The organism is Streptomyces sp. NPDC021080, assembly GCF_044333225.1.
Lineage (GTDB): Bacteria > Actinomycetota > Actinomycetes > Streptomycetales > Streptomycetaceae > Streptomyces.
In genome coordinates this window covers 90,688-116,535 of the sequence record NZ_JBIRQM010000013.1, presented here as the reverse complement: position 1 = coordinate 116,535, position 25,848 = coordinate 90,688, and the positions used below count along the sequence as shown (strand labels likewise).

Below are 25,848 nucleotides of genomic sequence, written 5' to 3'. Positions count from 1 at the left end.
GTCGCGGATCGCTCGATGGACGGGTGTGCCGTCGCGGACCGCGGGTGTGACCGGGTGTCATGGCCGCGCCTCCGCACGGTCGGCAGGCGCAGGCGCGGGTACGTGCGCAGAGGCATGGGCGGAAGCAGCGGCGCAGGGCGGGCAGCGGCATGGACTCGGCCACGGCCGTATGCGTGGGACTGCCTCCCGGGGCCCGGCGCCGGGAGGCAGTTGTCGTCTCGGGCGGTCGGGTCAGCCGTTGCGCGGGATCGGGAAGGCCGAGGGCCTGACCTCGTCGCGGAGCGTCGGGCTGCCGGCCGTCGGCTGGGTCGGCATGGAGCGGGCGCCGGGGACGGTCGACACCGGGGGGAGGGCGGAGTTGACGGCGACCGTGTGCGTGTCGGCCGTCTCCGTCGCGCGCTCCGCCTCGGCGGCTGCCTGGGCGGCGGCGCGGCGGGCGCCGTAACGCCGGTGCACCGCCTGCTTGGTGACCCCGAGGGCCGAGCCCACCGCGTCCCAGGAGAAGCCGAGCGAGCGGTCGAAGTCCACGGCGGCGGTGACCAGGGTCTCGACGCTGTCCCGCAGCTCCTGGGCGAGGCGGACGGTCGGGGCGGGAGCGCGTCCGTAGACGACGAAGCCCGTGGAGGGGCCGGCACGGCGCGGGCGGTAGACATTGCCCAACTGGGCGGTGAGCGTGCGCAGGGCGTCCACCTGCCGGCGGACCCGCTCGATGTCCCGCACCAGCAAGTGCAGGCTGGCCCGAGCCTGGGCGTCGTGGGTTGCATGGTCGGCCATGAACAAGCCTCTCGAACCGGCGTTGAAAGGGATCGGGCAGCTCAGGTGCGGCCCGCTGTGGTCAACTCTTTCTTGACCAACGCGTGGACGGGTGAGTGGTCACGGGTGCAAGGGCGCAAGAGCATATGAACGGGGCGTGTCACGCGCTGTACGCCCCCCGTCGTGCGGTGGACGCGCCCCGGGCGCCGAGGAGCGGTCCGTCCCACCTGCGCCGACGGGCGGGACGGGGCCCCGCGAGGAACCCCCGAGCCCTCGTGCCGCGCGCGGCATAGACTGGTGCGCTGCCCCGTGCTCCGCCTGAACCGGCAGACGCCCGGGGGACGGAAGTGCTCCCGCCCGAGAGGCCAACCGCCACCCATGAAGCTCGTCTTCGCAGGCACCCCCGAGGTCGCCGTTCCCGCCCTGGACGCCCTGATCGCCTCCGGGCGGCACGAGGTGGCCGCCGTCGTGACCCGGCCGGACGCGCCCGCCGGACGGGGGCGGCACCTCGTCGCGAGCCCGGTCGCCCAGCGGGCGCAGGAGGCCGGCATCGAGGTCCTCAAGCCGATGAAGCCGCGGGACGAGGAATTCCTGGCCCGGCTGCGGGAGATCGGCCCGGACTGCTGCCCCGTCGTCGCGTACGGGGCGCTGCTGCCCCGGGTCGCCCTCGACATCCCCGCCCAGGGCTGGGTCAACCTGCACTTCTCGCTGCTGCCGGCCTGGCGCGGCGCCGCCCCCGTCCAGCACGCGATCATGGCCGGTGACGAGATCACCGGCGCCACCACCTTCCTGATCGAGGAGGGCCTCGACTCGGGACCGGTCTACGGGACCGTCACCGAGGAGATCCGGCCCACCGACACCAGCGGGGACCTGCTCACGCGGCTCGCCTTCGCCGGGTCCGGACTGCTCGCCGCGACGATGGACGGGATCGAGGACGGCACGCTCAAGGCGGTACCGCAGCCCGCCGACGGCATCAGCACGGCGTCGAAGATCACCGTCGAGGACGCCCACATCGACTGGGCCGCCCCGGCGCTGCGTGTCGACCGCATGGTGCGCGGGTGCACGCCCGCCCCCGGCGCCTGGACCGTCTTCCGCGCCGAGCGGCTCAAGCTCATCCAGGTGGCGACGGTGCCGGACCGCACGGACCTCGCCCCGGGCGAGCTGTCCGTCGCCAAGAACAACGTGTACGTGGGCACCGGTTCGTACGCCGTCGAGCTGCTGTGGGTACAGGCCCAGGGCAAGAAGCCGATGCGCGCCGCGGACTGGGCCCGCGGGGTGCGGATCCCCTCCGGCGAGCGTCTCGGCGTCTGACGCCTGCCCCGCGGCGCCTGCCCAGCGGCGCAGGCGTCCGACGCCGCCCTGCGGCGTACGCTGATAAACGCACCTTTTTCCTGGATCCGGAGCACCTTTTTCGTGAGTGAGCAGCCCCGTCGGCCGCAGAAGCCCGGCAAGCCCTACCGCCGCCCCCAGAAGGACCCGGTCCGCATGCTCGCCTTCGAGGCGCTGCGGGCCGTGGACGAGCGGGACGCGTACGCGAACCTCGTCCTGCCGCCGCTGCTGCGCAAGGCGCGGGAGAAGGGCGACTTCGACGCACGGGACGCCGCGCTCGCGACCGAGCTGGTCTACGGCACGCTGCGCCGCCAGGGGACGTACGACGCCGTCATCTCGGCCTGTGTCGACCGGCCGCTGCGGGAGGTCGACCCGCCGGTCCTCGACGTGCTCAGCCTCGGCGTCCACCAGCTGCTCGGCACCCGCATCCCGACGCACGCGGCCGTCTCCGCCTCCGTCGAGCTGGCCCGGGTGGTGCTCGGCGACGGGCGGGCCAAGTTCGTGAACGCCGTGCTGCGCAAGGTCGCGCGACAGGACCTCGACACCTGGCTGGAACAGGTCGCTCCGCCCTACGACGAGGACCCCGAGGACCATCTCGCCGTCGTGCACTCGCACCCGCGCTGGGTCGTCTCCGCGCTGTGGGACTCCCTCGGCGGCGGCCGGGCCGGTATCGAGGACCTGCTGGAGGCCGACAACGAGCGGCCCGAGGTGACCCTCGTCGCCCGGCCCGGACGCTCCACCGCCGGGGAACTCCTCGACGCCCTCGACGAGGACTCGGCGCTCCCCGGGCGCTGGTCCCCGTACGCCGTGCGGCTCACCGAGGGCGGCGAGCCGGGCGCCATCGACGCCGTGCGCGAGGGCCGCGCGGGCGTCCAGGACGAGGGCAGCCAGCTGGTGGCGATCGCCCTGGCGAACGCGCCGCTCGACGGGCCCGACCGGCTCTGGCTGGACGGCTGCGCCGGCCCCGGCGGCAAGGCCGCGATGCTGGCGGGTCTCGCCGCCCAGCGGGGGGCGAGTCTGCTCGCCTCCGAGAAGCAGCCGCACCGCGCGGGGCTCGTCGCCAAGGCGCTCGCCGGGAACCCCGGCCCCTACCAGGTCATCGCCGCCGACGGCACCCGCCCGCCGTGGCGGCCCGGCACGTTCGACCGGGTACTCATGGACGTGCCCTGCACGGGCCTGGGCGCGCTGCGCCGCCGTCCCGAGGCCCGCTGGCGGCGCCGCCCCGAGGACCTCGACGGCTTCGGGCCGCTCCAGCGCGGACTGCTGCGCACGGCGCTCGCATCCGTGCGGGTGGGCGGTGTCGTCGGCTACGCGACCTGCTCGCCGCACCTCGCCGAGACCCGCGCCGTCGTCGACGACGTCCTCAAGCACTTCGAGGACGGCTCCGCCGAACTGCTCGACGCCCGCCCGCTGCTGCCCGGCGTGCCCGCGCTGGGCGAGGGCCCCGACGTCCAGCTGTGGCCGCACCTGCACGGGACGGACGCGATGTACCTGGCCCTGATCCGCCGCACCGGCTGACCCGCACCGGCTGATCCGCAGCACCGGCCGATCCCGCCCGATCCCGCCCGGTCGACCCGGGCCGTCGCCTCAGCCGGGTGGCGGAGCCGGTTTCGTGGGGTCCCCGGTGTCGCCGGGGTCCGGCGACACCGCGGGCTCCCCGGATGCTCCGGGCTCCCCGGACTCGTCCGGCTCCCTCGTGTCCGCGGGGCGGGCCCCGCCGTCCTCGTGCGCGAGCCGGTGCGGCCACCACACCTTCGGGCCGACGTCGAGGAAGAGCGAGGTGACCAGCACCGAGCGCACCACGAACGTGTCCAGGAGCACGCCGAGGGCGACCGCGAAGCCGATCTCCGCGAAGCCGACGATCGGCAGGGTGCCCAGGGCCGCGAACGTGCCCGCGAGGACCAGACCGGCCGAGGTGATCACCGCCCCGGTGGTGGCGAGCCCCGTCACCACGCCCTGCCGGGTGCCGTGACGGGTCGCCTCCTCGCGGATGCGGGTGGTCAGGAAGATGTTGTAGTCGATGCCGAGCGCCACCAGGAACACGAACACGAACAGCGGGAAGGCCACGTCCTCGCCCGCGTAGTCGAAGACGTGCCGGAAGGCGAGCGCGCTCACGCCGAGGGCGGTGGCCAGCGACAGCACCACGGTCCCGATCAGCAGGAGCGGAGCGACCAGCGCGCGCAGCAGGAGGCTCAGGACCAGCAGGACCACCACCAGGACGAGCGGGATGACCAGATAGTTGTCGTGCGTCTGGGCGTTCTCCATGTCCAGCAGGGCCGCCGAGCCGCCGCCCACCTTCGCGTCGGCCCCCGGCACGGCGTGCACCGCGTCGCGCACCCGCTCCACGGTGTCCTTCGCCGCCGTGCTGTCGGCGGGGGCGCGGGTGGTCGCCTCGAACAGCACTCTGCCGTCGTGCACGGGCGCGGTGCCAGGTGGCACCCCGATGCTCGACGTCACGACGCCCGGGTCCGCCGCCACGGCCTCGCCGACCTGTCTGCCCTGGGCCGTGTTGGACACGATCACTAGCGGATCCCCGTCGCCCGCGGGGAAGTAGCGCGCCGACACCTGCTGGCCGACGATCGAGTCCGGCTTCCCGGTGAACTGGTCGGCGTTGGGGATGCCCGCGGCCCGCAGCTGGATCAGGCCGAGGGACAGCACCCCGAGGGCCAGCACGGTGGCGACCCAGAACGTCCGGGGGCGACGGGCGATCCGCCGGCCCATGCGCGCCCAGACGCCGCTCCTGGTCGGATCGGCCGAGCCGAGGTGCGGGACGGCGGGCCAGAAGATCCAGCGGCCGAAGACGAGCAGCAGCGCGGGGAAGAGCGTGAGCATGGCGACGAGGCCGACGGCCACGCCGATCCCCGCGACCGGGCCGAGGCCCCGCGTCGAGTTCATCTCGGCGACCAGGAGCACCAGCATGCTCAGTACGACCGTCGCGCCCGAGGCGAGGATGGCGGGACCGGCCCGGTTCATGGCGAGTTTCATCGCCTCGTGCCGGTCCTCGTGGCGGCGCAGTTCCTCGCGGTAGCGGGCGACCAGCAGCAGCGCGTAGTCGGTCCCCGCGCCGAACACGAGCACGGTGAGGATGCCCGCGCTCTGGCCGTTGACGGTCAGACCGGCGTGTTTCGCCAGCAGATAGATCAGCGCCTGGGCCGTGAACAGGGCGACGACCACGCCGAGCAGCGGGACGAACAGCAGGATCGGGCTGCGGAAGGTGATGAGCAGCATGACGATGACGACGGCCATCGCGGCGTAGAGCAGCGTCGAGTCGATGCCCTCGAAGGCCTTGGCGGAGTCGGCGGCCGTGCCGCCGGGTCCGGTGATGTGCACCGAGAGCCCGTCGCCGCCCTTGCCGACCTGGTCACGGATGGAGTCGACGGCGGGGGCGATCCGCTGCCAGCCGGACGCGTTCATGGTGACGGGGATGTAGATCTGCGCCGCGCGCGGGTCCGGCTGCCGGTCGAAGACCGGTCCCCGGGTCTCCTCGCCGCGGATGCCGTGCGCCCGCAGCGCCTTCACCTGCTGGATGTCCTCGGCGATCTGCCGCCGGTCCTGCGCCGTCAGCCCGTCCGGGCGCGCGTAGACGACGACGGCCGGGATCTGCTCGGGCCGGAACCCCTTCGAGACGGCGAGGACCTGGGTGGACTCGGCCGAGCCCGGCAGCCAGGACTGCGCGTCGTTGTCCTGGGCGCCGCTGAGCTTCGTCCCGAGCGGTGCCACGAAGAGGAGAACCAGTAGCCACAGGGCCAGAACCAGCCACTTGGACCGCCTGCCGCACACGACCGAGATGGCTCCGTGCTTCCAGACGTCGAGCCGCTTCATGCCCACCCCCGAGACCGGACGCAGTGCCGCCGGGCCGTCCAGAATGGCACGGCGGACCGTCGCGGGGTATGCGCGGGACGATCCAGGTACGGACCGAGGCGGGCAACGGGCCCGGGGCATGGCAGTCTTGGGGCATGGCCGCGCAGATCAACCCCAGCATCCTGTCCGCCGACTTCGCCCGTCTTGCCGAGGAGGCAAGGGCGGTGGAAGGCGCGGACTGGCTCCATGTCGACGTCATGGACAACCATTTCGTACCGAACCTCACCCTCGGGGTGCCGGTCGTAGAGTCTTTGGCCCGTGCGACGGACACTCCGCTGGACTGTCATCTGATGATCGAGGACGCCGATCGGTGGGCGCCCCAGTACGTGGAAGCCGGTGCCGGCTCCGTCACCTTCCATGTGGAGGCGGCCGCCGCGCCCGTCCGGCTCGCCCGCGAGATCCGGGCCAAGGGGGCCCGCGCCTCGATGGCGCTCAAGCCCGCGACGCCCATCGAGCCGTACGAGGATCTGCTGCCCGAGCTCGACATGCTGCTGATCATGACGGTCGAGCCCGGATTCGGGGGCCAGGCTTTTCTTGACATCATGCTCCCCAAGATCCGCCGCACGCGCGAGTTGATCAGCAAGCACGGCCTGGAACTGTGGCTCCAGGTCGACGGTGGAGTCTCGGCCTCGACCATCGAGCGGTGCGCGGAGGCGGGCGCCGACGTGTTCGTCGCCGGTTCGGCGGTGTACGGGGCGGCGGACCCCGCCCAGGCGGTACGTGCACTGCGCACGCAGGCCGAGGAGGCGACGGCCCGTGCGTCCTGGGCGTGCGGCCACTGAGCCAAGGGAACGTGAACGCCGCCCATCAGGGCGGATCAAGAGCGCCGGATCTGCAAGGATGAACGGCGAATCCAGAGTGTGAACAGAAGTGAGGAGATCGCCGTGTCGGGTATGTCGGCGGGCCGGTCAGCCATGCGGATGGGACCCGCTGAGCTGGTCCAGGCGGCGGCCATGGCCCGCCGCTTCTACCTCGAGGGCAAATCCAAGATCCAGATCGCCGAGGAGTTCGGCGTCAGCCGCTTCAAGGTGGCCCGGGTCCTGGAGACCGCTCTCGAACGGGATCTCGTGAGGATCGAGATCCGCGTCCCCGCCGAGCTCGACGCGGAGCGCTCGGACGCGCTGCGTGCCCGCTACGGCCTGCGGCACGCCGTGGTCGTCGAGTCCCCGGCCGAGGCCGAGGAGTCGCCCGACCCGGAGAACCTCGGCGAGGTGGCCGCCGACCTGCTCGGCGAGCTCGTCAACGAGGGTGACGTGCTCGGCCTCGCCTGGGGCCGTTCCACGATCCACATGGCGGCGGCCCTGGACCGGCTTCCGCCGTGCACCGTGGTGCAGCTGACCGGGGTGTACGACGCCGGGACCGCCGAACGCGGCTCCGTCGAGGCGGTCCGGCGCGCCGCGCAGGTGTCGGGCGGCGACGCCCACCCCATCTACGCGCCGATGCTGCTGCCCGACGCGGCCACCGCGGCGGCGCTGCGGCACCAGACGGGGATCGCCCGCGCCTTCGAGTACTTCGACAAGGTGACGGTCGCCTGCGTCTCCATCGGCTCCTGGGAGCCCGGCATCTCCACGGTGCACGACATGCTCAGCGACGAGGAGCGCGCGCACTACGCGTCCCTCGGTGTCGCCGCCGAGATGTCCGCGCACCTCTTCGACGCCGAGGGCCGGCGGGTCGGGCGTGACCTCGGCGAGCGCTGCATCACCGTCGAGGCCGACCGGCTGCGCCGTATCCCCGAGGTCGTCGCCATAGCGGGCGGACACCGCAAGGCGGCCGCCATCGACGCGGTGCTGCGCTCCGGGCTCGTCACCAGCCTGGTGACGGACACCTCGGCCGCGGACGCGCTGATGACGGCGGGCCCGGCCCCGCGTCCGGCGCTGAACCGGGCGGACCCGGACGGGCCCTGAGGGCGCCGCCCAGCGCGCGCCGCGAGGGGACGGCCGTGGCAGCATCGACGTCATGCTGCCACGGCCGTCCCCTCGCGCGTTCGCGGCCCGCCTGTTCGCCGGACTGCTGGTCTGTCTGACGCTCCTGCTGACGGGCTGCTCACCGGCGGGCACGGCCTCTCCGGGCGACTCCGCGGCCTCCGCCGCCGGCCGGGCCACGGCGGCCCCGTCCTGGGCCGGTGGCCTGCCGTCCGTCCGGGCCGCCGCGCTCCCCGCCGAAGCACGGGCGACCCTCGCCCTCATCGACCGGGGCGGTCCCTTCCCGTACGCCAAGGACGGCTCCGTCTTCGGCAACTTCGAGCACGAGCTGCCCGGGCACACCAGGGGCTACTACCACGAGTACACCGTGCGGACCCCGGGCGAGCACGACCGGGGGGCCCGCCGCATCGTCGCGGGGCAGGGCGGGGAGATCTTCTACACCGACGATCACTACAACTCGTTCAAGGCGGTGCTGAGATGACGCACGGTCCGCTCGCGGCGGTGTGCAGTTCGGCCGGGTGGCAGGTCACCGAGCTCGACCTCACCGGGGTGCTCGACAAGGGCGCCTTCATGGCGCGCTGTGTCCGCGCCCTCGACCTGCCGGAGTGGTTCGGAGGGAACTGGGACGCGCTCGGCGACCTCCTGGGCGACCCCGACTGGGGACCGGCCAGTCCGGGCAGGCTCATCGTGGTGACCGGCTGGCGCCCCTACGCGCGGGCACGGCCCGACGAGTGGGAGACCGCGCAGGAGGTGCTGGCGACGGCATCCGGCTACTACCAGGGCGCCGACGCGGCGCTGTCGGTCGTCCTCTCCCTTGGAGGATCCGACCAGCTGCCCCCTGACCAGCCTGGATGATCTGCCCGGGGACCGCGGGCGGGCTGTCATGGGACAATGAAGTACGTGCTCTTCCCCCTGGCTGACCTGTCCGGGGGCCACCTCTGATCGACCGGGATGTGCAGCACGTGCGTTTCCTCAACGACATCCAGCCCCCGTACGACCTGACGTACGACGACGTCTTCATGGTGCCCAGCCGCTCGGCCGTGGGCTCCCGTCAGGGAGTGGACCTCTCCTCCCCCGACGGCACCGGCACCACCATCCCCCTCGTGGTCGCCAACATGACGGCGATCGCGGGCCGCCGGATGGCAGAGACCGTCGCCCGCCGCGGTGGCCTTGTCGTCATTCCGCAGGACATTCCGATCGACGTGATCACCGAGGTCGTCTCCTGGGTCAAGGGACGCCATCTGGTGCTCGACACCCCGATCGTCCTCGTGCCCCACCAGACCGTCGCCGACGCACTGGCGCTGCTGCCCAAGCGCGCGCACAACGCGGGCGTCGTCGTCGACGAGGACGGCCGCCCCGTCGGTGTGGTCACCGACACCGACCTGTCCGGTGTGGACCGCTTCACCCAGCTGTCCGAGGTCATGTCCAAGGACCTGCTGCTCCTCGACGCGGACATCGAGCCCCGCGAGGCCTTCAACCAGCTCGACGCCGCCAACCGCCGCTACGCCCCCGCCGTGGACGCGGACGGCAAGCTGGCCGGCATCCTGACCCGCAAGGGCGCCCTGCGCGCCACGCTGTACGCGCCGGCCACCGACGCGAAGGGCAGGCTGCGCATCGCCGCCGCCGTCGGCATCAACGGCGACGTGGCCGGCAAGGCCAAGCAGCTGCTCGACGCGGGCGTCGACACGCTCGTCATCGACACGGCGCACGGCCACCAGGAGTCGATGATCAGCGCCGTCCGGACGGTGCGCGCGCTGGATCCGCAGGTGCCGATCGTCGCGGGCAACATCGTCGCCGCCGAGGGCGTCAAGGACCTGATCGACGCGGGCGCCGACATCATCAAGGTCGGTGTCGGCCCGGGCGCCATGTGCACCACCCGCATGATGACCGGCGTCGGCCGGCCGCAGTTCTCCGCGGTCCTGGAGTGCGCCGCCGAGGCGAAGAAGTACGGCAAGCACGTGTGGGCCGACGGCGGTGTCCGCCACCCCCGCGACGTCGCCATGGCGCTGGCCGCCGGCGCGTCCAACGTCATGGTCGGCTCGTGGTTCGCCGGCACGTACGAGTCCCCGGGCGACCTCCAGCAGGACGCGGGCGGGCACCTGTACAAGGAGTCGTTCGGCATGGCGTCCGCGCGGGCCGTCAAGAACCGCACCAGCGAGGAGTCCGCGTACGACCGGGCCCGCAAGGCGCTGTTCGAGGAGGGCATCTCCACCTCGCGCATGTTCCTCGACCCGTCCCGTCCGGGCGTCGAGGACCTGATCGACTCGATCATCGCGGGCGTCCGTTCCTCCTGCACCTACGCGGGCGCCAACTCCCTGGAGGAGTTCGCCGAGAAGGCGATCGTCGGCATCCAGAGCGCGGCCGGCTACGCCGAGGGCAAGCCCCTGCACGCCAGCTGGAGCTGACCTGCCGCTGTCCCCCGTACGGCCCCTGTTCCCCTCTCCGGGAGCGGGGGCCGTACGCGTTCTCGCGGGGCCGGAAGTCGCCTTGCGCAACCATCGAAAGGCCCTGCGCAACGAACAGGCGCCGGGATGCGATGAACGCAACGATCTTGCGGAGATGCGCAAGGTTGCTGCATTACGCCCGTGAAGCCCGAACTCATAGGGTCGGGCGCTGTACACAGGCGTGGCGGGGACCCCGCTCGGTGGGTCCCTCCTGTCGGGGTACCGCCGGTTCCCGTCCTCCTCGACCCGCAGCGATGAAGGAGCCAGCGAGTGCTCGATCAAGGCGCACCCCCGCAGTCCCCACCCACGTCCGCCCCGCCGTCCCCGGGTCTCGGCGCGCGTCTCATGCGCCGCAAGCCGGTGGAACGCCTGGTCCAGGAGGGCGGACACGGTGAGGGGGGCTCGCTGCGGCGCTCCCTCGGCCTGTGGCAGCTCACCATGATCAGCATCGGCGCCACGCTCGGCACCGGCATCTTCGTGGTCCTCGGCCAGGCCGTCCCCAAGGCCGGGCCCGCGGTCACCCTGTCCTTCGTCATCGCCGGTGTCACGGCGCTCTTCTCCGCCCTCTCCTACGCGGAACTGGCCGGCACCATCCCGGTCGCCGGATCCTCGTACTCGTACGCGTACGCAACCATGGGCGAGCTGATCGCCTGGATCTGCGGCTGGTGCCTGGTCCTGGAGTACGGCGTCTCGGTCGCGGCCGTCGCGGTCGGCTGGGGCGAGTACCTGAACGAACTGCTCGACGGCACCATCGGCGTCACCATCCCGGACGCGCTCTCCGCGCCGCCCGGTGACGGCGGTGTCTTCAACCTGCCCGCGCTCATCGTCGTCCTGCTCGCGATGGCGTTCCTGCTCGGCGGAGCGCGCGAGTCGGCGCGCGCCAACACCGTCATGGTGGCCGTGAAGATCGCCTCGCTGGTGCTGTTCTGCGCGATCGGGGTCCAGGGTCTGCGCTCGGGCAATTACGAGCACTTCATGCCGCTCGGCATGGCGGGCGTCAGCGCCGCCGGCGCCACCCTGTTCTTCTCCTACATCGGCTTCGACGCCGCCTCCACCGCGGGCGAGGAGGCCAAGGACCCGCAGCGCGACCTGCCCCGCGCGATCATGCTCTCGCTGGCCATCGTGACCGCCCTGTACGTCCTGGTCGCGGCCGTCGCCGTCGGTGCCAAGCCCTGGCGGCAGTTCGGCAACGCGCACGCCGCGCTCGCGGAGATCATGAAGGAGGTCACCGGGCAGACCTTCTGGGGCACGCTCCTGGCCGCCTGCGCCGTCATCGCCATCGCCAGTGTCGTGCTGACCGTGCTGTACGGCCAGACCCGCATCCTGTTCGCGATGGGCCGGGACGGTCTCGTGCCCAAGGTGTTCGCCCGGGTCCACCCGAAGACCGGCACCCCCCGCGCCAACACGGTCATCGTCTCGCTGTTCTGCGGCATCCTCGCCGCCGCGGTTCCGCTCGGCCAGCTCGCCGACGCCACCAGCATCGGCACCCTGTTCGCCTTCGCGCTGGTCAATGTCGCCGTCGTCGTACTGCGCCGGACGCGCCCGGCCATGCGCCGCACCTTCCGGGTTCCGTTCGCGCCGGTGTTCCCCGCGATCGGCTTCCTGCTGTGCGTGTGGATGATGGCCAGTCTCTCCGCCATCACCTGGGAGGTCTTCGGCGTCTGGATGGCCGTCGGGCTCGTGTTCTACTTCACTTACGGCTACCGCCGGTCCCGGCTGGCGGCCGCGGAACCCGCCGTCGCCGGGCAACCGCAGGACCCCTCGCAAGAACTTCTCGCAGAAAAGTGAACCACCCGCAGTGCTGAACGATCTCGACGAACGCATCGTGCACGCCCTCGCCGAGGACGCCCGCCGCTCCTACGCGGACATCGGGCAACTCGTCGGTCTGTCCGCGCCCGCCGTGAAGCGGCGGGTCGACCGGCTGCGGGCCACCGGCGCCATCACCGGGTTCACCGTACGGGTGGACCCGGCGGCGCTCGGCTGGGAGACGGAGGGCTTCGTCGAGATCTACTGCCGCCGCAACACCTCGCCCGAGACCATCCAGCGCGGTCTGGAGCGGTACCAGGAAGTCGTGGCCGCCTCCACCGTCACCGGGGAGGCGGACGCGGTGGTGCAGGTTTTCGCCTCCGACATGCGGCACTTCGAGCGGGTGCTCGAACGGATCGCGGGGGAGCCGTTCGTGGAACGGACGAAGTCCGTCCTGGTCCTGTCGCCGCTCCTGCGGAGGTTCTCCTCGGGGTCGCCGACGTAGTCGGCGACCCCGTGAGGGCGGGGCGCCCCAGGGGGTGAGGTCCTCGCCCCGTGCGGGTGCGGGTGCTTCGTGGCTCGTCGCGCAGTTCCCCGCGCCCCTGACGGGCGCTCCAGTGCCCGGCGTCGAACCGGAGCCCGTGCCTGTGACGGACGCTTACTCCGCCGTCTTCCTCGCCAGGGCGTTGTTGCCGATCGAGTTGTGGACGCTGAAGCTCACCGCGTCGGAGCGGTAGCGGTCGTCGGACCATTCCACCGGGCGGCCCTCACGGGTGGTGGTCACCCGGCGGACGCGCAGCAGCGGGCTGGTGCGGCGGACGCCGAGGAGGCCGGCGTCCTGGGCGCCCGCCGCGACCGCGTCGATGACGTGCTCGCCGTACGCGAAGACCAGGCCGGTGTCCTCGAAGAGCCGCTGGGTGACGGACGGGCACCCGGGCTCGATCGCCGCGACGGCGGGGGAGATCCAGTCCGCGTACACCGTGCGCTCCAGGAGCACCGGTTCGCCGTCCAGTCCGCGCACCCGCAGGACATGCAACACCGCTGTCTTCTCGGTGAGTTGGAGGCGGACGGCGTCCTCCGCCGTCGCCGGGCGGTACTCCTGGGCCACCACGCGTCCCGTCGCCTCGCGCCCCATCGCCCGCGCCCACTGGGCGAAACTGCGCAGTTCGGCGAAGCTCTGGCTGCGGCGGCCGGCGAGGACCACGCGCCGGGCGCCCTGGCGGGACCCGATGAGCCCCTCGGCGGTCAGGGCCGCGACGGCTTGGCGGACCGTGCCGCGCGAGACGCCGTAGTGGGCCGCGAGGTCGGTCTCCGCCGGCAGCAGACTGCCCACGGTGTACTCCTCGCGGTCGATCGCCCGCCGCAGTTCCTCGGCGATCTCCTCGTGTCGCGCCGTCATTCTTCCCCTCTGATTCGACCTCTGGTTCGCCCGCTGTGCACAGCCTGATCAGCCTAATCGACGGCGGGCGGTGATCGGGGACGGTCGGGATTGTGCAGGAAATAGGGGCTTGTGGTTTCACCGACGTTCACTGACAGGACACCATCGGCGGGCCTACTGGGGCCGACTTGTTCAGACAAGTGCTCCGTTCCACCCCACCCTCGTGCGTCACCCTGGAGAGACCGTGACCGTGTTCCTGCCGAGGACCGCCCTCCTCACCGGCGGCCTCGCCGTCGCCGCAGCGCTCACCCTGAGCGCCTGCGGCGCCGCTCCCGACGACAAGGCGACCACCGCCGACGGCAAGAGCGCGGCCACCGCGACCTCCGCCGCGGACTTCGGCGGTCTCGACGCCCTCGCCAAGGCCGCGAAGAAGGAAGGCACGCTGCACGCGATCGCCCTTCCCCGCGACTGGGCCAACTACGGCGCCCTCATCGACGGCTTCACCAAGAAGTACGGCATCAAGATCCAGGTCGAGAGCCCGGACGGCTCCAGCCAGGACGAGATCAACGCCGTCACCTCGCGCAAGGGCCAGGACCGCGCCCCCGACGTCCTCGACCTCGGCAGCTCCTTCGCGCTGAGCGCCGCCCAGCAGGGCCTGCTCGCCCCGTACAAGGTGGCCGGCTTCGCCGACCTCCCCGAGGGCCAGAAGGACGCGGCGGGCCGCTGGTTCAACGACTACGGCGGTTACATCTCCATCGGCTGCGACGCCAAGAAGGTCAAGGAGTGCCCGACGACCTTCAAGGACCTGCTCAAGCCGCAGTACAAGGGCCAGGTCGCGCTCAACGGCAACCCCACCAAGTCCGGTTCGGCCTTCGGCGGCGTGTACGCGGCCTCGCTCGCGAACGGCGGCTCCTTCGACGACATCCAGCCCGGCCTCGACTTCTTCGCGAAGCTGAAGAAGAACGGCAACTACACGCCCGTCGAGTCGACCCCGGCCACCGTCGAGAAGGGCGAGACGCCCATCAGCATCGACTGGGACTACCTCAACGCCGGATACGCCGACGAGTTCAAGTCCAAGGGCGTCGACTGGAAGGTCGCCGTGCCGAGCGACGGCCAGTTCTCGCAGTACTACTCCCAGGCCGTCAACAAGGACGCCCCGCACCCCGCGGCCGCCCGTCTGTGGCAGGAGTACCTCTACAGCGCCGAGGGCCAGAACCTCTGGCTCAAGGGCTACGCCCGTCCGGCCCTGATGACCGCGATGGAGAAGGCCGGCACGCTCGACAAGACCGCCGCCGCCAAGCTCCCCGCCGTCTCGGGCACCCCGAGCTTCCCGACCGAGACCCAGCAGAGCAAGGCCAAGACCGTGCTCGCCCAGGGCTGGGGCAAGGCCGTCTCCGGATGACCACCGCTCTCACGAAGGCCCCGGCCGACGTGGCGCCCGCCGCTGCCCACCGGCAGCGGCGCCGCCGCACCGCCGGCCCGCTCGCCGTCCTCCCGCTGCTCGTCTTCGTGGCGGTCTCCTTCGGCCTCCCCGCCCTCGCCATGCTGAACGGCGCCTTCACCGTCAAGAACCAGGCCACCGGCGCCACTTCGTACACCACGGCCAACCTGACCGGCTCGTTCCAGGGCGCCTACCTGACCGCGCTCGTGGGCAGCGTCAAGCTGTCCGCCGTCTCCGCCGGACTCGCGACCGTCCTCGGACTGCCGCTCGCGCAGGCCGTGGTGACCTCCCGCTCCCGCGCGCTGCGCGAGGCCGTGCTCACCGCCTCCGGCGTCCTCGCCAACTTCGGCGGTGTCCCGCTCGCCTTCGCCTTCGTCGCCACCCTCGGCAACTCCGGTGTGCTGACACGGCACTTGAGCCTCACCGACCGGGGCTGGAACCTCTACAGCTTCTGGGGCCTGGTCGTCGTCTACCTGTACTTCCTGATCCCGCTCATGGTCCTCACCATCACACCCGCGCTCGACGGTCTGCGCTCCCAGTGGCGCGAGGCGGCGCGGAACAACGGCGCGACCACCGTCCAGTACTGGCGGCACGTGGCCCTGCCCGTCCTCGCGCCCTCGCTCCTCGGCGGACTCGTGCTCCTCTTCGGCAGCGCCTTCGCCGCGTACGCCACGGCCGCCGCCATGGTCGGCAGCGCGGTGCCGCTGGTCACCCTGCAGATCGCCGACGCCATCTCCGGCAACGTGCTGGTCGGCCAGGAGAACGTGGCGCTCGCCCTCAGCCTCGACATGGTCCTCATCGCGGGCCTGGTCATGGCCGTGTACCTGCCCCTGCAACGACGGAGCGCGCGATGGCTCGCCTGAACCCGTGGCGCTGGGCGGTCCTCGCCCTGGCCGCGCTGTACTTCCTGGTGCCCCTGGCCGCGTCCGTGATCTTCACGGTCGACGTGCCGGGGCAGGGCGTCACCCTCGACGCCTACGGCCGGATCGTGTCCGCCGAAGGGTTCGGCTCCAGCCTGCTGCTCTCCCTGGAGCTCGCCGCCGCGACCATCGCCGTGGTGCTGCTCCTCATGGTGCCCGCCACGGTCGCGCTGCGGCTCGGCGCGCCCCGGTGGCGGCCGGTCGTCGAGGTGGTGTGCTCCCTGCCGCTCGTCGTCCCGCCGATCGCGTTCGTCGCCGGCATCTCCACCGTCCTCAAGTGGGGGCCCGAACATTTCTCGCGCACCCCGCTGTTCGAGACGTTCGTGGCGATCCAGGACCCGGGCTTCCCGGTCGTCCTCGTCCTCGCGTACGTCGTGATGGCGCTGCCGTTCGTGTACCGGGCCCTGGACGCCGGACTGCGCGCCGTCGACGTGCGCACCCTCGTCGAGGCGGCCCGCAGCTGCGGCGCGAGCCTGCCGCGGGCCCTCGTGCGCGCGGTGCTGCCCAATCTGCGCGGCGCGCTGCTCAACGCCTCCTTCCTCACCCTGGCCCTGGTGCTCGGCGAGTTCACGGTCGCGAGCCTGCTCGGCTACCAGCCGTTCGCCGTGTGGATCTACGACATCGGCGGCTCGCAGGCCCAGCTGTCCGTCGCCGTCTCCGTGCTCAGCCTGTTCCTCACCTGGGCACTCCTTCTCGCGCTCGCCGTCCTCGGCGGCCGCTCCCGTACCGCTTCCGCCTCCCGGGGACGAACATGACCCTCGCCACGCCCGACACCGCCGCCACCGTCGAATTCCGCTCCCTCAGGCGGGAGTTCGGACCGACCGTCGCCCTCGACGGCCTGGACCTCACCGTCCGGCCCGGTGAGCTCCTCGCCCTGCTCGGTCCGTCCGGCTGCGGCAAGACCACCGCGCTGCGCATGCTCGCCGGCTTCGAACACCCCGACTCCGGCGAGGTGCTGGTCGACGGCGAGGACATCACCCGGGTCCCGGCCCACCGCCGCGACGCCGGGATGGTCTTCCAGTCGTACAGCCTCTTCCCGCATCTCAGCGCCCTGGACAACGTGGCCTTCGGACTGCGGATGCGCAAGGTGCGTACGGCCGAAAGGCGTTCCCGGGCAGGCGAGTTGCTCGATCTCGTCGGCCTCGGGGACAAGGGCGAGCGGTTCCCGCACCAGCTCTCCGGCGGCCAGCAGCAGCGGGTCGCGCTGGCCCGCGCGCTCGCCCTGCGGCCCCGCGTCCTGCTGCTCGACGAACCGCTCTCCGCGCTGGACGCCAAGGTGCGGCTGTCGCTGCGCGAGGAGATCCGCCGGCTCCAGCTGGAACTCGGCATCACCACCCTGTTCGTGACCCACGACCAGGAGGAGGCGTTGTCCATGGCGGACCGGGTCGCGGTGATGCGGGCCGGACGGCTCGAACAGTGCGCGTCGCCCGCCGAGTTGTACGGGCGACCCGCGACCGCCTTCGTCGCCGAGTTCGTGGGCACGATGAGCCGGATCCCGGGGCTCCTCGACGGCGACAGGGTCGACGTCCTCGGCCGGCGGCTGCCGGTGGACGGGGACGCGCCCGCCCCGGGGACGGTGGACGTGCTGGTACGGCCGGAAGCGGTCCGGGTGAGCGCCGACGAGGCGGGTGACGCCCGGGTCGTGGCGACCGCGTTCCTCGGCGCGGCCACCCGGGTGACCGCGCGGCTCGCCGACGGCACCGAGGTCAAGGCCGACCTGCCCACGCACGAGGCCGCGTCGCTCGTGCCGGGCGCCGCCGTGAGCGTCACCCTGCCGGACCGCCCGGTCCTGGTCGCCGCGCGTCCCGACTGAGACGCGCGCGGACCGGGGCGTCCGGCGCCTCCCCGGACCGCGGATACCGTTCGCGTGCCGCCACCGCGGACCCCGGGGTTCCCGTTCGCGGACCACCGCCGCCGACCCCGGGTGCTCGTTCGCGGGCCACCGCCCCACAAGCGACGATCGCCCCCTCCGCCCCTGCCCTCCCCCAAGGTCTCGGCTTCGCTCGACCAGGGGGGACCCCCATCGTCCCTGGGGCTCCGCCCCGGACCCCGCTCCTCGAACGCCGGAGGGGCTGGAATTCCCCCACCGAAGGAGAAGATCACCGTGACCCACCGCACCACCCCCCGGCCCGCCCTCCAGGCCGTCCTGTTCGACATGGACGGCACGCTCGTGGACACCGAGCGGCTGTGGTGGGAGGCGGTGGAGGCGGTGGCCGACGGGCTCGGGCACGCGCTGACGGGGGCCGATCAGCCGCACGTCCTCGGACGGCCCGTCGAGTACACCGCCGCCTGGCTGGCCGGCGTCACCGGCGCACCCGGGGAGGAGACCGCCGCCGAACTGCACCGGCGGTTCGCGGACCGGGTCCGCACGGGCGTCGTGCCGCGCCCCGGGGCGAGGGAACTGCTGCGGGCGCTCGCCCGCGAACGCGTCCCCACCGCCCTGGTGACCGCCTCCCCGCGCACGGTCGCGGACACCGTTCTGGAAGCCCTCGGCGCCGAGCACTTCGCCGTCTCCGTCACCGCCGACGACACCGGCCGCACCAAGCCCGCCCCCGACCCCTACCTCGCCGCCTGCCGCGCCCTCGGCGTCGACCCCGCCGCCTGCGTCGCCGTCGAGGACACCCAGACCGGCGTCACCTCCGCCGAGTCGGCAGGCTGCGCCGTTCTCGCGGTGCCCTCGCTCGCGCCGATCGCCGCCGCGGCCGGCCGCACCGTGCTCGGCAGCCTGGAGGGAGTCTCCCCGGCCCGGCTGCGGGCCATGGTCACCCCGGGCGAGCTGCGGGTGATGAGCTGGAACCTCTGGTGCGGCGGCACGAAGGTGGACGGGTACCGCGAGAAGCAGCTCGAGGTCATCACCGGGACCGGCGCGGACGTGGTCGGCCTGCAGGAGACGTACGGGGACGCGGCGCGGGAACTGGCCGACGCCCTCGGCTGGTACCACCATCAGGCGGGCGACAACCTCGGCGTCATCAGCCGCCACCCGATCACCGCCGCCCTCGGCGACCCGGACGTCGGTTTCTACGGCGGTGCCGGCGTCCGGATCGAACTGGACGGCGGTCAGCGGGTGGACGTCTGGAGCGTCCACCTCGACTGCGCGCCGTACGGCCCCTACGAGGCCCGCTTCGACGGCCTTCCGGCGGCCGGACTGATCGAGCACGAGAGCGGCCGGCTCGCCCGGATGCGGGAGATCCTGCGGCGGATCGCCGACACCCGCGACGAGTCCGTGCCGGTCGTCCTGACCGGTGACTTCAACGCGCCCTCGCACCTGGACCGGCCGGATGTCGCCTGGCCGGTGACGCGGGCCGCCGAGGAGGCGGGCCTGCGCGACTCCTACCGGGAGGCCCGCCCCGACCCGGTGCGCGATCCCGGGCACACCTGGTCGCCCGTCCACGCCGAGCACGAGGACGGCAGCGGGCGCCCGGAGCCGCAGGACCGGATCGACTTCGTCCTGCACCGGGGCCTGACCGTCCTCGACTCCCGCACCCTGGTCGTCGGCACCCCGCGGCCCTGGCCGGAAGTTGCGGACAACGCATGGCCCTCCGACCACGCGGCGGTCGTCACCGTCTTCGCCCTGCCCCGCGCGGAGCGATGAGAGGGCCCGGGCCCGGGCGTGCCAAATTGTTGAACGATGAGTCAGTCCGGACCATTGCGGTCCCGGCGTGTCATCCGCTACTTTGAGCCACGATCGCTACCCGCGAGTAACAGCCGAGGGGTTACCGACCGTCACCCGGCCACCCGACCGTCCTGTCGTCCTGCCGTCCTGGGGAGACCATGCGCTGGCCCTTCGGCCGTACGCCCACGGTCCGTTCGCGGATCGTGGCCCTCTCGATCGCTCCGGTGATCGCCCTCATGACGCTGTGGAGTTTCGCCATGGTGTCCGTCACCGGCGACCTGCGCGCGCTCGTCCGCCTCCAGGGTGTCTACACCGACTTCGGCACCCCGGTCGACACGGCGATCGGCCAGATCCAGATCGAACGCCGCCTCGCCGCCGCGTACCTGGGCGCGAAGCGCGGGACCACGGCGGGAGTCGAGCTGCTGGCCCAGGAGCGCCGCACCGACCGCGCCGTGACAGCGTTGCGAGCGGCCGTCCGGGACGGGGACCGCAGTCGGCTCTCCGGACAGCAGCGGCAGGCGCTCGACGCCCTGCTCCACTCCGTCGACGGGCTGGAGGGCCTGCGTGGCCGGGTGCTGGCGCACACGGTCACCTGGGACCGGGCCGTGGCCGAATACAGCACCCTGGTCGAACCGTCCTTCGACGTCGAGTCCGCGCTCACGGCGCTCCAGGCGGGACAGCTCGCCCGTGAGGCACAGGTCGTCGTCGAGCTGGTGCGGGTACGGGACTTCGTCTCGCGCGAGGACGCGCTCGTCGCCGGGGCACGGGCCGCCGGCACGCTCACCGACCAGCAGTACGACACCCTCACCGCGACCATCGAGGACCGCCGGGTCTTCGAGCGGACCTATGTGCCCGACCTGCCGTCCGACTCGCGCTCCCTCTTCGAGACCTTCCAGCGGGGCGACCTCCACCAGGAGCTGACCCGGGACGAGGACGCCCTGCTGCGGGCGGGTGCGCGACGGGCGGGCGAGGCCGTCGCGGCCGGCTCCTGGCGCACCACCACCGACCGCGCCGTCAAGCGGTACATGCTGCTGTGCACCCAGTCGGCGCTCAACTCCGCCACGCGCGGGCGCGCGTTCGCCTATCAGGAGCTCACCAAGGCCGCGGTCGTCGGCGTACTGGGACTGGCCGCCGTCGGACTGTCGATCTGGTTCGCGGTGCGCGGCGCCCGGCGCATCTCGCTCCGCCTGGAGTCGCTGCGCGACGCCGCGGATCTGCTGACCAACCGTCAGCTGCCGCAGGTCATGGAACGGCTGAGCGCGGGCGAAGAGGTCGACGCGGCCGCCGAGGCGCCGCCGCTCGCGGACATGGAGGCGGTGGCCGACGAGATCGGCCAGGTCGGCCGGTCCTTCAACACCGCCCGGCTCGCCGCCGTCGAGGCGGCCGTCAAGCAGGCGACCCTGCGTCGCGGCCTGTTCGCGGTGCTCCTGAACATCGCCCGCCGCAACCAGGCGCTCGTCCACCGGCAGCTCAAGCTCGTCGACACGCTGGAGCGCCGTACCGACGACCCGGACGTCCTGGACGACCTGTTCCGGATCGACCACCTCACCACCCGCATGCGGCGCCACGCGGAGAGCCTGATCATCCTCTCCGGCTCGGCCCCGGGCCGCCGCTGGCGCCGGCCGGTGCCCGTCGGCGAGGTCGTGTCCTCCGCGGTGAGCGAGATCGAGCAGTACGCGCGCGTCGTCGTCCCCCCGATGCCCGAGGTGGGCATCGCGGCGGACGCCGTCGCCGACGTCGTCCATCTGATCGCCGAACTCGTCGAGAACGCCACCGTGTTCTCACCGCCCCGCACCCAGGTCACCCTGCGCACCGGCCGGACCGGGAGCGGGTTCGTCCTGGAGATCGACGACCGGGGACTCGGCCTAGCGCCCGACCAGATCGACGAGGCCCACCGCACCCTCACCACGCCGGAGGACTTCGACCCGACCCGGCACGACCGGCTCGGGCTGTACGTCGTGGGCCGGCTCGCCGCGCGGCACGGCATCAAGATCACGCTGTGCCGCTCGCCGTACGGCGGTACGACGGCGGTGGTGCTGCTGCCGGAGTCGGTTCTCGCCCCGGTGGAGACCGTGTACCCGGCGGGGCCGGACACGGCTCCGGCGCCGCTGCCCTCGCGGACCGCCACCGCGGTCCTCCCGGCGCAGCGGACGGCGTCCGGGGAGCGGAAGGCCGGCTCCGCGCTGCCGGAAGCCTCCTCCGTACCGCCCGAGGCCCCGGCCCCGGAACCGCCCGGACTGCCCACCCGGGTCCGTCAGCAGGCCCTCGCCCCGGAGCTGCGTGACCCGGCACCGGCGGCCGACGGGACCGCGGAGCGCGAGATCACACCGGAGGAGATGCGCGCGGTCTTCGGAGCCTTCCAGCGCGGCCTCGACCGAGGCCGCAAGGGTCTGCCCACGCAGCCGGGGACGAACGGGTCCGGCTCCGCGCGGTCCGGCCCCGTGCAGCGAACCGACACCGAGGAAGGGACGGACGCCGACGATGCGCCCTGACCAGCTCCCAGAGCAGCCCGACCGGACCATGGAGGCCCCCCGCCCCGACCCGGCGGGCAGCGCCCTCGGGCCGGGGGACGAGGGCGGCCGGCCCGGAACCGATCTCGGGTGGCTGCTCGACGATCTCGTGGCCAGGACCGATCACGTCCGCCAGGCCGTGCTCCTGACCGCCGACGGCCTGCCGCTGAGCTTCTCGGACGGCATGCGTCGACGGGACATCGAACACCTCGCCGCGGTCTGCTCGGGTTTCCACGGCCTGGCCCGCTCGGTGGGCGAGCGCTTCGCCGCGGGCGGGGTGCGCCAGACCATGGTGATGCTCGACGACGCCTACCTCTTCATCACCCCGGCGGGTGACGGAAGCCGGCTCGCCGTGCTCAGCGAGGTGCAGACGGACGTCGGACAGCTCGCCCACGAGATGGAACTGCTCGTCCGCCGTGTCGGCCGCCACATGGCCGCCGCCGTACGTTCGGCGGCCGACCCCGGGGGCCACTGATCCGGCCGTGACCGACGAGCACTGGTACGAGGACGAGACCGGGCCGATGGTGCGGCCCTACACCGTCACCGGCGGCCGGACCCGGCCCTCGGACCGGCACGTCATCGATCTGATGTCGCGGGTCACGGTCCTGGAGACGGACGCCGGGCCGCCCGGCGTCGACCACGCGGCGGCCGCGCTGCTCGAACTGGCCCGTCGCGGCCCCCGCCCGGTCGTCGAGCTGGCCGCGGACGCCGACCTGCCGCTGACCGTCGTACGCGTCCTGCTCGGCGACCTGGCCGAGGCCGGTCTGCTGATCATCGACGAGCCGTACCGCCCGCCGGACGGCGGTCCCGCGGCGGATCCTGAGCTGCTGCGCGAGATCGTGGAGCGGCTGCGCGACCTGTGACCACCCGGCGGGCCCGGGGGCCGGCCCCGGGCCCTGGACGCCGGGTCACGGGTGCCGTACGCCGGGTCACGGGTGCCGTACGGCGGCGGATCCCGTCCCGGCCGGCTCGTTCCGCTTCTCGGGCGCGTTCGTCCCGTCGCGGGAACCGATCCCTCGTGTGACCTGCGTCTCCAGGGGTTCGGGACGTTCGGGACCTTGACCGCGGGGGGCGCGGCGAGGTGCGCAACGAATCGCCGCCGGGGGCGCGGCGCGCGCAACGAATCGTCCGGTGGCGCGCAACGGGTCCTTCTTGTCCCCCCGAGCCGGCCGACCGTACCGTCTATCTGGCCCCCGAATCCCCCCTCGTACCGGTGGAGAACCCGTATGCGCACAGCCCTGCTCCAGAGCTCCGGCCGCCCCGGCTCGATCGTCGAGAACCTCAAGGTGCTCGACGAGGCCGCGGGCCGTGCCGCCGCAGCGGGAGCCGGACTGGTCGTGACGTCGGAGATGTTCCTGACCGGCTACGCCATCGGCGACGACATCGCACGCCTCGCCGAGCCCGCCGACGGAGACTCCGCCGACGCGGTGGCCGAGATCGCCACCCGGCACGGCGTCGCCGTCGCCTACGGCTACCCCGAGCGCGAGGCGCCCGAGGGCGACGGCGCGGCGCGGGTCTTCAACTCCGTGCAGCTGATCTCCGCGGACGGCGCCCGGCTCGCGAACTACCGCAAGACCCACCTCTTCGGCTGCTTCGAGCACGACCACTTCACGCCCGGAGACCAGCCCGTCGTCCAGGCGGAACTGAACGGCCTGCGGATCGGCCTCATGATCTGCTACGACGTCGAGTTCCCGGAGAACGTCCGCGCGCACGCCCTCGCCGGCACCGACCTGCTGCTCGTGCCGACCGCGCAGATGCACCCGTTCCAGTTCGTCGCCGAGTCCGTCGTCCCGGTGCGCGCCTTCGAGAACCAGATGTACGTCGCCTACGTCAACCGCACCGGTCCGGAAGGGGAGTTCGAGTTCGTCGGACTGTCCACGCTGGCCGGTCCCGACGGCATCGCCCGGGCCCGTGCCGGCCGCGGCGAGGAACTGGTCCTGGCGGACGCCGACCCGGTCCTCCTGGCCGCCTCGCGCGAGACGAACCCGTATCTGAAGGACCGCCGCCCGGGCCTCTACGGGTCCCTCGTCTGATCCTCCGCCCGGCCCGGCCCCGGCCGCTCCGACCAGCCTCCCCCTCACCAGTTTTCGCGCAAGGAGTCCGTACCCCATGACGTCCACCGTGCCCAACGCCGTCCAGCACGCCGACGTGCAGCAGCCGCCGATCACCATGTTCGGCCCGGACTTCCCCTACGCCTACGACGACTTCCTCGCGCACCCTGCGGGCCTCGGCCAGATACCCGCCACCGAGCACGGCACCGAGGTCGCGGTGATCGGCGGCGGACTGTCCGGCATCGTGGCCGCGTACGAGCTGATGAAGATGGGTCTCAAGCCCGTCGTGTACGAGGCCGACGAGATCGGCGGGCGGCTGCGCACGGTCGGCTTCGAGGGCTGCGACCCCTCGCTCACCGCCGAGATGGGCGCGATGCGCTTCCCGCCCTCCTCCACCGCCCTCCAGCACTACATCGACCTGGTCGGCCTCCGGACCACCCCGTTCCCCAACCCCCTCGCCGAGTCCACGCCCTCGACGGTCGTCGACCTCAAGGGCGAGTCGCACTACGCGACCTCCGTCGACGACCTCCCGCAGGTCTACCGCGACGTGATGAACGCCTGGAACGCCTGCCTCGAGGACGGCGCCGACTTCTCCGACATGAACCAGGCCATGCGCGAGCGCGACGTCCCGCGCATCCGCGAGATCTGGTCGAGGCTCGTCGAGAAGCTCGACAACCAGACCTTCTACGGCTTCCTGTGCGACTCGGAGTCCTTCAAGTCCTTCCGGCACCGCGAGATCTTCGGCCAGGTCGGCTTCGGAACCGGCGGCTGGGACACCGACTTCCCGAACTCCATCCTGGAGATCCTGCGGGTCGTCTACACCGAGGCCGACGACCACCACCGCGGCATCGTCGGCGGCTCCCAGCAGCTCCCGCTGCGCCTGTGGGAGCGCGAGCCGGAGAAGATCGTGCACTGGGCGTACGGCACCTCGCTGTCGACCCTGCACGACGGCGCCCCGCGCCCGGCCGTCACCCGGCTGAACCGCACCGCGGGCAACGGCATCACGGTGACGGACGCGAACGGCGACATCCGCACCTACAAGGCGGCGATCTTCACCGCCCAGTCCTGGATGCTGCTCTCCAAGGTCGCCTGCGACGACTCGCTCTTCCCGATCGACCACTGGACGGCGATCGAGCGCACGCACTACATGGAGTCGAGCAAGCTCTTCGTGCCCGTCGACCGGCCGTTCTGGCTGGACAAGGACGAGGAGACCGGCCGTGACGTCATGTCGATGACGCTCACCGACCGGATGACGCGCGGCACCTACCTCCTCGACGACGGCCCGGACAAGCCCGCCGTCATCTGCCTCTCGTACACGTGGTGCGACGACAGCCTCAAGTGGCTGCCGCTGTCCGCGAGCGAGCGCATGGAGGTCATGCTGAAGTCGCTCGGCGAGATCTACCCGAAGGTCGACATCCGCAAGCACATCATCGGCAACCCGGTGACCGTGTCCTGGGAGAACGAGCCCTACTTCATGGGCGCGTTCAAGGCCAACCTGCCGGGTCACTACCGCTACCAGCGCCGCCTGTTCACGCACTTCATGCAGGACACGCTGCCCGAGGACAAGCGGGGCATCTTCCTCGCGGGCGACGACATCTCCTGGACGGCCGGCTGGGCCGAGGGCGCCGTCCAGACCGCGCTGAACGCGGTCTGGGGCGTCATGCACCAGCTCGGCGGGACGACCGACCCGACCAACCCCGGTCCCGGCGACGTCTACGACGAGATCGCGCCGGTGGAACTGCCCGAGGACTGAGCCCTTTCCTCACCCCGCGGCGGGGGGGGGGGGGGGGGGGCCCCCCCCCCCCCCCCCCCCCCCCCCCCCCCCCCCCCCCCCCCCCCCCCCCCCCCCCCCCCCCCCCCCCCCCCCCCGGGGGGGGCGG

At 72.6% G+C, this 25,848-nt stretch carries 22 protein-coding genes; 19 read left to right on the top strand and 3 right to left on the bottom strand.

The window, feature by feature from the left end:
• Window positions 1–231 precede the first annotated feature (231 nt).
• On the bottom strand, window positions 232–774 hold the full coding sequence (locus tag ACH4S8_RS29685; protein WP_398399377.1) for a hypothetical protein: 543 nt from the start codon (window positions 772–774) through the stop codon (window positions 232–234).
• A gap of 357 nt (window positions 775–1,131) precedes the next feature.
• On the opposite strand from ACH4S8_RS29685, the gene fmt reads away from it, so the two are divergent.
• Window positions 1,132–2,064 carry a methionyl-tRNA formyltransferase gene (gene fmt / locus ACH4S8_RS29680; RefSeq protein WP_398399375.1) on the top strand — a complete coding sequence of 311 codons (933 nt, stop codon included), beginning with the start codon at window positions 1,132–1,134 and terminating at the stop codon, window positions 2,062–2,064.
• A gap of 102 nt (window positions 2,065–2,166) precedes the next feature.
• The gene (locus ACH4S8_RS29675) at window positions 2,167–3,600 is read left to right on the top strand and encodes an RsmB/NOP family class I SAM-dependent RNA methyltransferase (protein WP_398399373.1); all 1,434 of its coding nucleotides are present in this window, start codon (window positions 2,167–2,169) and stop codon (window positions 3,598–3,600) included.
• Window positions 3,601–3,669: 69 nt separating this feature from the next.
• On the opposite strand, the gene ACH4S8_RS29670 is transcribed toward ACH4S8_RS29675, so the two are convergent.
• A complete protein-coding gene (locus ACH4S8_RS29670) occupies window positions 3,670–5,904 on the bottom strand; it encodes an MMPL family transporter (protein ID WP_398399371.1) in 2,235 nt (744 codons plus the stop codon).
• A 134-nt stretch (window positions 5,905–6,038) separates the two neighbouring features.
• Between ACH4S8_RS29670 and rpe the strand changes: the two genes are divergently transcribed.
• The 7 genes from rpe (at window position 6,039) to ACH4S8_RS29635 (ending at window position 12,560) form a co-directional block, all read left to right on the top strand.
• Window positions 6,039–6,725 (top strand): ribulose-phosphate 3-epimerase, encoded by a 687-nt coding sequence (rpe, locus tag ACH4S8_RS29665; protein WP_355773108.1) that lies wholly within the window; start codon window positions 6,039–6,041, stop codon window positions 6,723–6,725.
• Between the two features lie 78 nt (window positions 6,726–6,803).
• Window positions 6,804–7,847, top strand: a complete 1,044-nt coding sequence (locus ACH4S8_RS29660) for a sugar-binding transcriptional regulator (RefSeq protein ID WP_398399368.1) — start codon at window positions 6,804–6,806, stop codon at window positions 7,845–7,847.
• A 52-nt stretch (window positions 7,848–7,899) separates the two neighbouring features.
• On the top strand, window positions 7,900–8,346 hold the full coding sequence (locus tag ACH4S8_RS29655) for a ribonuclease domain-containing protein (protein ID WP_398399366.1): 447 nt from the start codon (window positions 7,900–7,902) through the stop codon (window positions 8,344–8,346).
• Window positions 8,343–8,720: a barstar family protein gene (locus ACH4S8_RS29650; RefSeq protein ID WP_398399364.1), complete on the top strand. Its 378-nt coding sequence runs from the start codon at window positions 8,343–8,345 to the stop codon at window positions 8,718–8,720. The genes ACH4S8_RS29655 and ACH4S8_RS29650 overlap by 4 nt, the downstream gene beginning before the upstream one ends.
• A gap of 107 nt (window positions 8,721–8,827) precedes the next feature.
• A complete protein-coding gene (locus ACH4S8_RS29645) occupies window positions 8,828–10,270 on the top strand; it encodes a GuaB1 family IMP dehydrogenase-related protein (protein ID WP_398399731.1) in 1,443 nt (480 codons plus the stop codon).
• Between the two features lie 309 nt (window positions 10,271–10,579).
• Entirely contained in the window at window positions 10,580–12,097 is a 1,518-nt protein-coding gene (locus tag ACH4S8_RS29640; RefSeq protein ID WP_398399362.1) for an amino acid permease, read from the top strand.
• Between the two features lie 10 nt (window positions 12,098–12,107).
• The gene (locus ACH4S8_RS29635) at window positions 12,108–12,560 is read left to right on the top strand and encodes an Lrp/AsnC family transcriptional regulator (protein ID WP_015661832.1); all 453 of its coding nucleotides are present in this window, start codon (window positions 12,108–12,110) and stop codon (window positions 12,558–12,560) included.
• A gap of 153 nt (window positions 12,561–12,713) precedes the next feature.
• Here ACH4S8_RS29635 and ACH4S8_RS29630 read toward each other — a convergent pair whose 3' ends face one another.
• Complete coding sequence (locus tag ACH4S8_RS29630) at window positions 12,714–13,454, bottom strand: GntR family transcriptional regulator (protein WP_398399359.1); 741 nt, start codon at window positions 13,452–13,454, stop codon at window positions 12,714–12,716.
• Between the two features lie 223 nt (window positions 13,455–13,677).
• On the opposite strand from ACH4S8_RS29630, the gene ACH4S8_RS29625 reads away from it, so the two are divergent.
• The 10 genes from ACH4S8_RS29625 (at window position 13,678) to ACH4S8_RS29580 (ending at window position 25,721) form a co-directional block, all read left to right on the top strand.
• Window positions 13,678–14,835 (top strand): ABC transporter substrate-binding protein, encoded by a 1,158-nt coding sequence (locus ACH4S8_RS29625; RefSeq protein WP_398399356.1) that lies wholly within the window; start codon window positions 13,678–13,680, stop codon window positions 14,833–14,835.
• On the top strand, window positions 14,832–15,737 hold the full coding sequence (locus tag ACH4S8_RS29620) for an ABC transporter permease (protein WP_398399354.1): 906 nt from the start codon (window positions 14,832–14,834) through the stop codon (window positions 15,735–15,737). The genes ACH4S8_RS29625 and ACH4S8_RS29620 overlap by 4 nt, the downstream gene beginning before the upstream one ends.
• A complete protein-coding gene (locus ACH4S8_RS29615) occupies window positions 15,725–16,549 on the top strand; it encodes an ABC transporter permease (protein WP_398399352.1) in 825 nt (274 codons plus the stop codon). The genes ACH4S8_RS29620 and ACH4S8_RS29615 overlap by 13 nt, the downstream gene beginning before the upstream one ends.
• On the top strand, window positions 16,546–17,607 hold the full coding sequence (locus ACH4S8_RS29610) for an ABC transporter ATP-binding protein (protein ID WP_398399350.1): 1,062 nt from the start codon (window positions 16,546–16,548) through the stop codon (window positions 17,605–17,607). Before ACH4S8_RS29615 ends, ACH4S8_RS29610 begins: the two co-directional genes overlap by 4 nt.
• Window positions 17,608–17,892: 285 nt before the next feature.
• Complete coding sequence (locus ACH4S8_RS29605; RefSeq protein WP_398399729.1) at window positions 17,893–19,386, top strand: HAD-IA family hydrolase; 1,494 nt, start codon at window positions 17,893–17,895, stop codon at window positions 19,384–19,386.
• A 179-nt stretch (window positions 19,387–19,565) separates the two neighbouring features.
• Window positions 19,566–21,899 (top strand): nitrate- and nitrite sensing domain-containing protein, encoded by a 2,334-nt coding sequence (locus tag ACH4S8_RS29600; protein WP_398399348.1) that lies wholly within the window; start codon window positions 19,566–19,568, stop codon window positions 21,897–21,899.
• A gap of 28 nt (window positions 21,900–21,927) precedes the next feature.
• Entirely contained in the window at window positions 21,928–22,392 is a 465-nt protein-coding gene (locus tag ACH4S8_RS29595; RefSeq protein WP_398399727.1) for a roadblock/LC7 domain-containing protein, read from the top strand.
• A 7-nt stretch (window positions 22,393–22,399) separates the two neighbouring features.
• Window positions 22,400–22,780 carry a DUF742 domain-containing protein gene (locus tag ACH4S8_RS29590; RefSeq protein ID WP_398399346.1) on the top strand — a complete coding sequence of 127 codons (381 nt, stop codon included), beginning with the start codon at window positions 22,400–22,402 and terminating at the stop codon, window positions 22,778–22,780.
• A 363-nt stretch (window positions 22,781–23,143) separates the two neighbouring features.
• Complete coding sequence (locus ACH4S8_RS29585) at window positions 23,144–23,950, top strand: carbon-nitrogen hydrolase family protein (protein WP_398399344.1); 807 nt, start codon at window positions 23,144–23,146, stop codon at window positions 23,948–23,950.
• 76 nt (window positions 23,951–24,026) lie between these two features.
• The gene (locus ACH4S8_RS29580) at window positions 24,027–25,721 is read left to right on the top strand and encodes a flavin monoamine oxidase family protein (protein WP_398399342.1); all 1,695 of its coding nucleotides are present in this window, start codon (window positions 24,027–24,029) and stop codon (window positions 25,719–25,721) included.
• The last annotated feature ends 127 nt before the right edge of the window (window positions 25,722–25,848 follow it).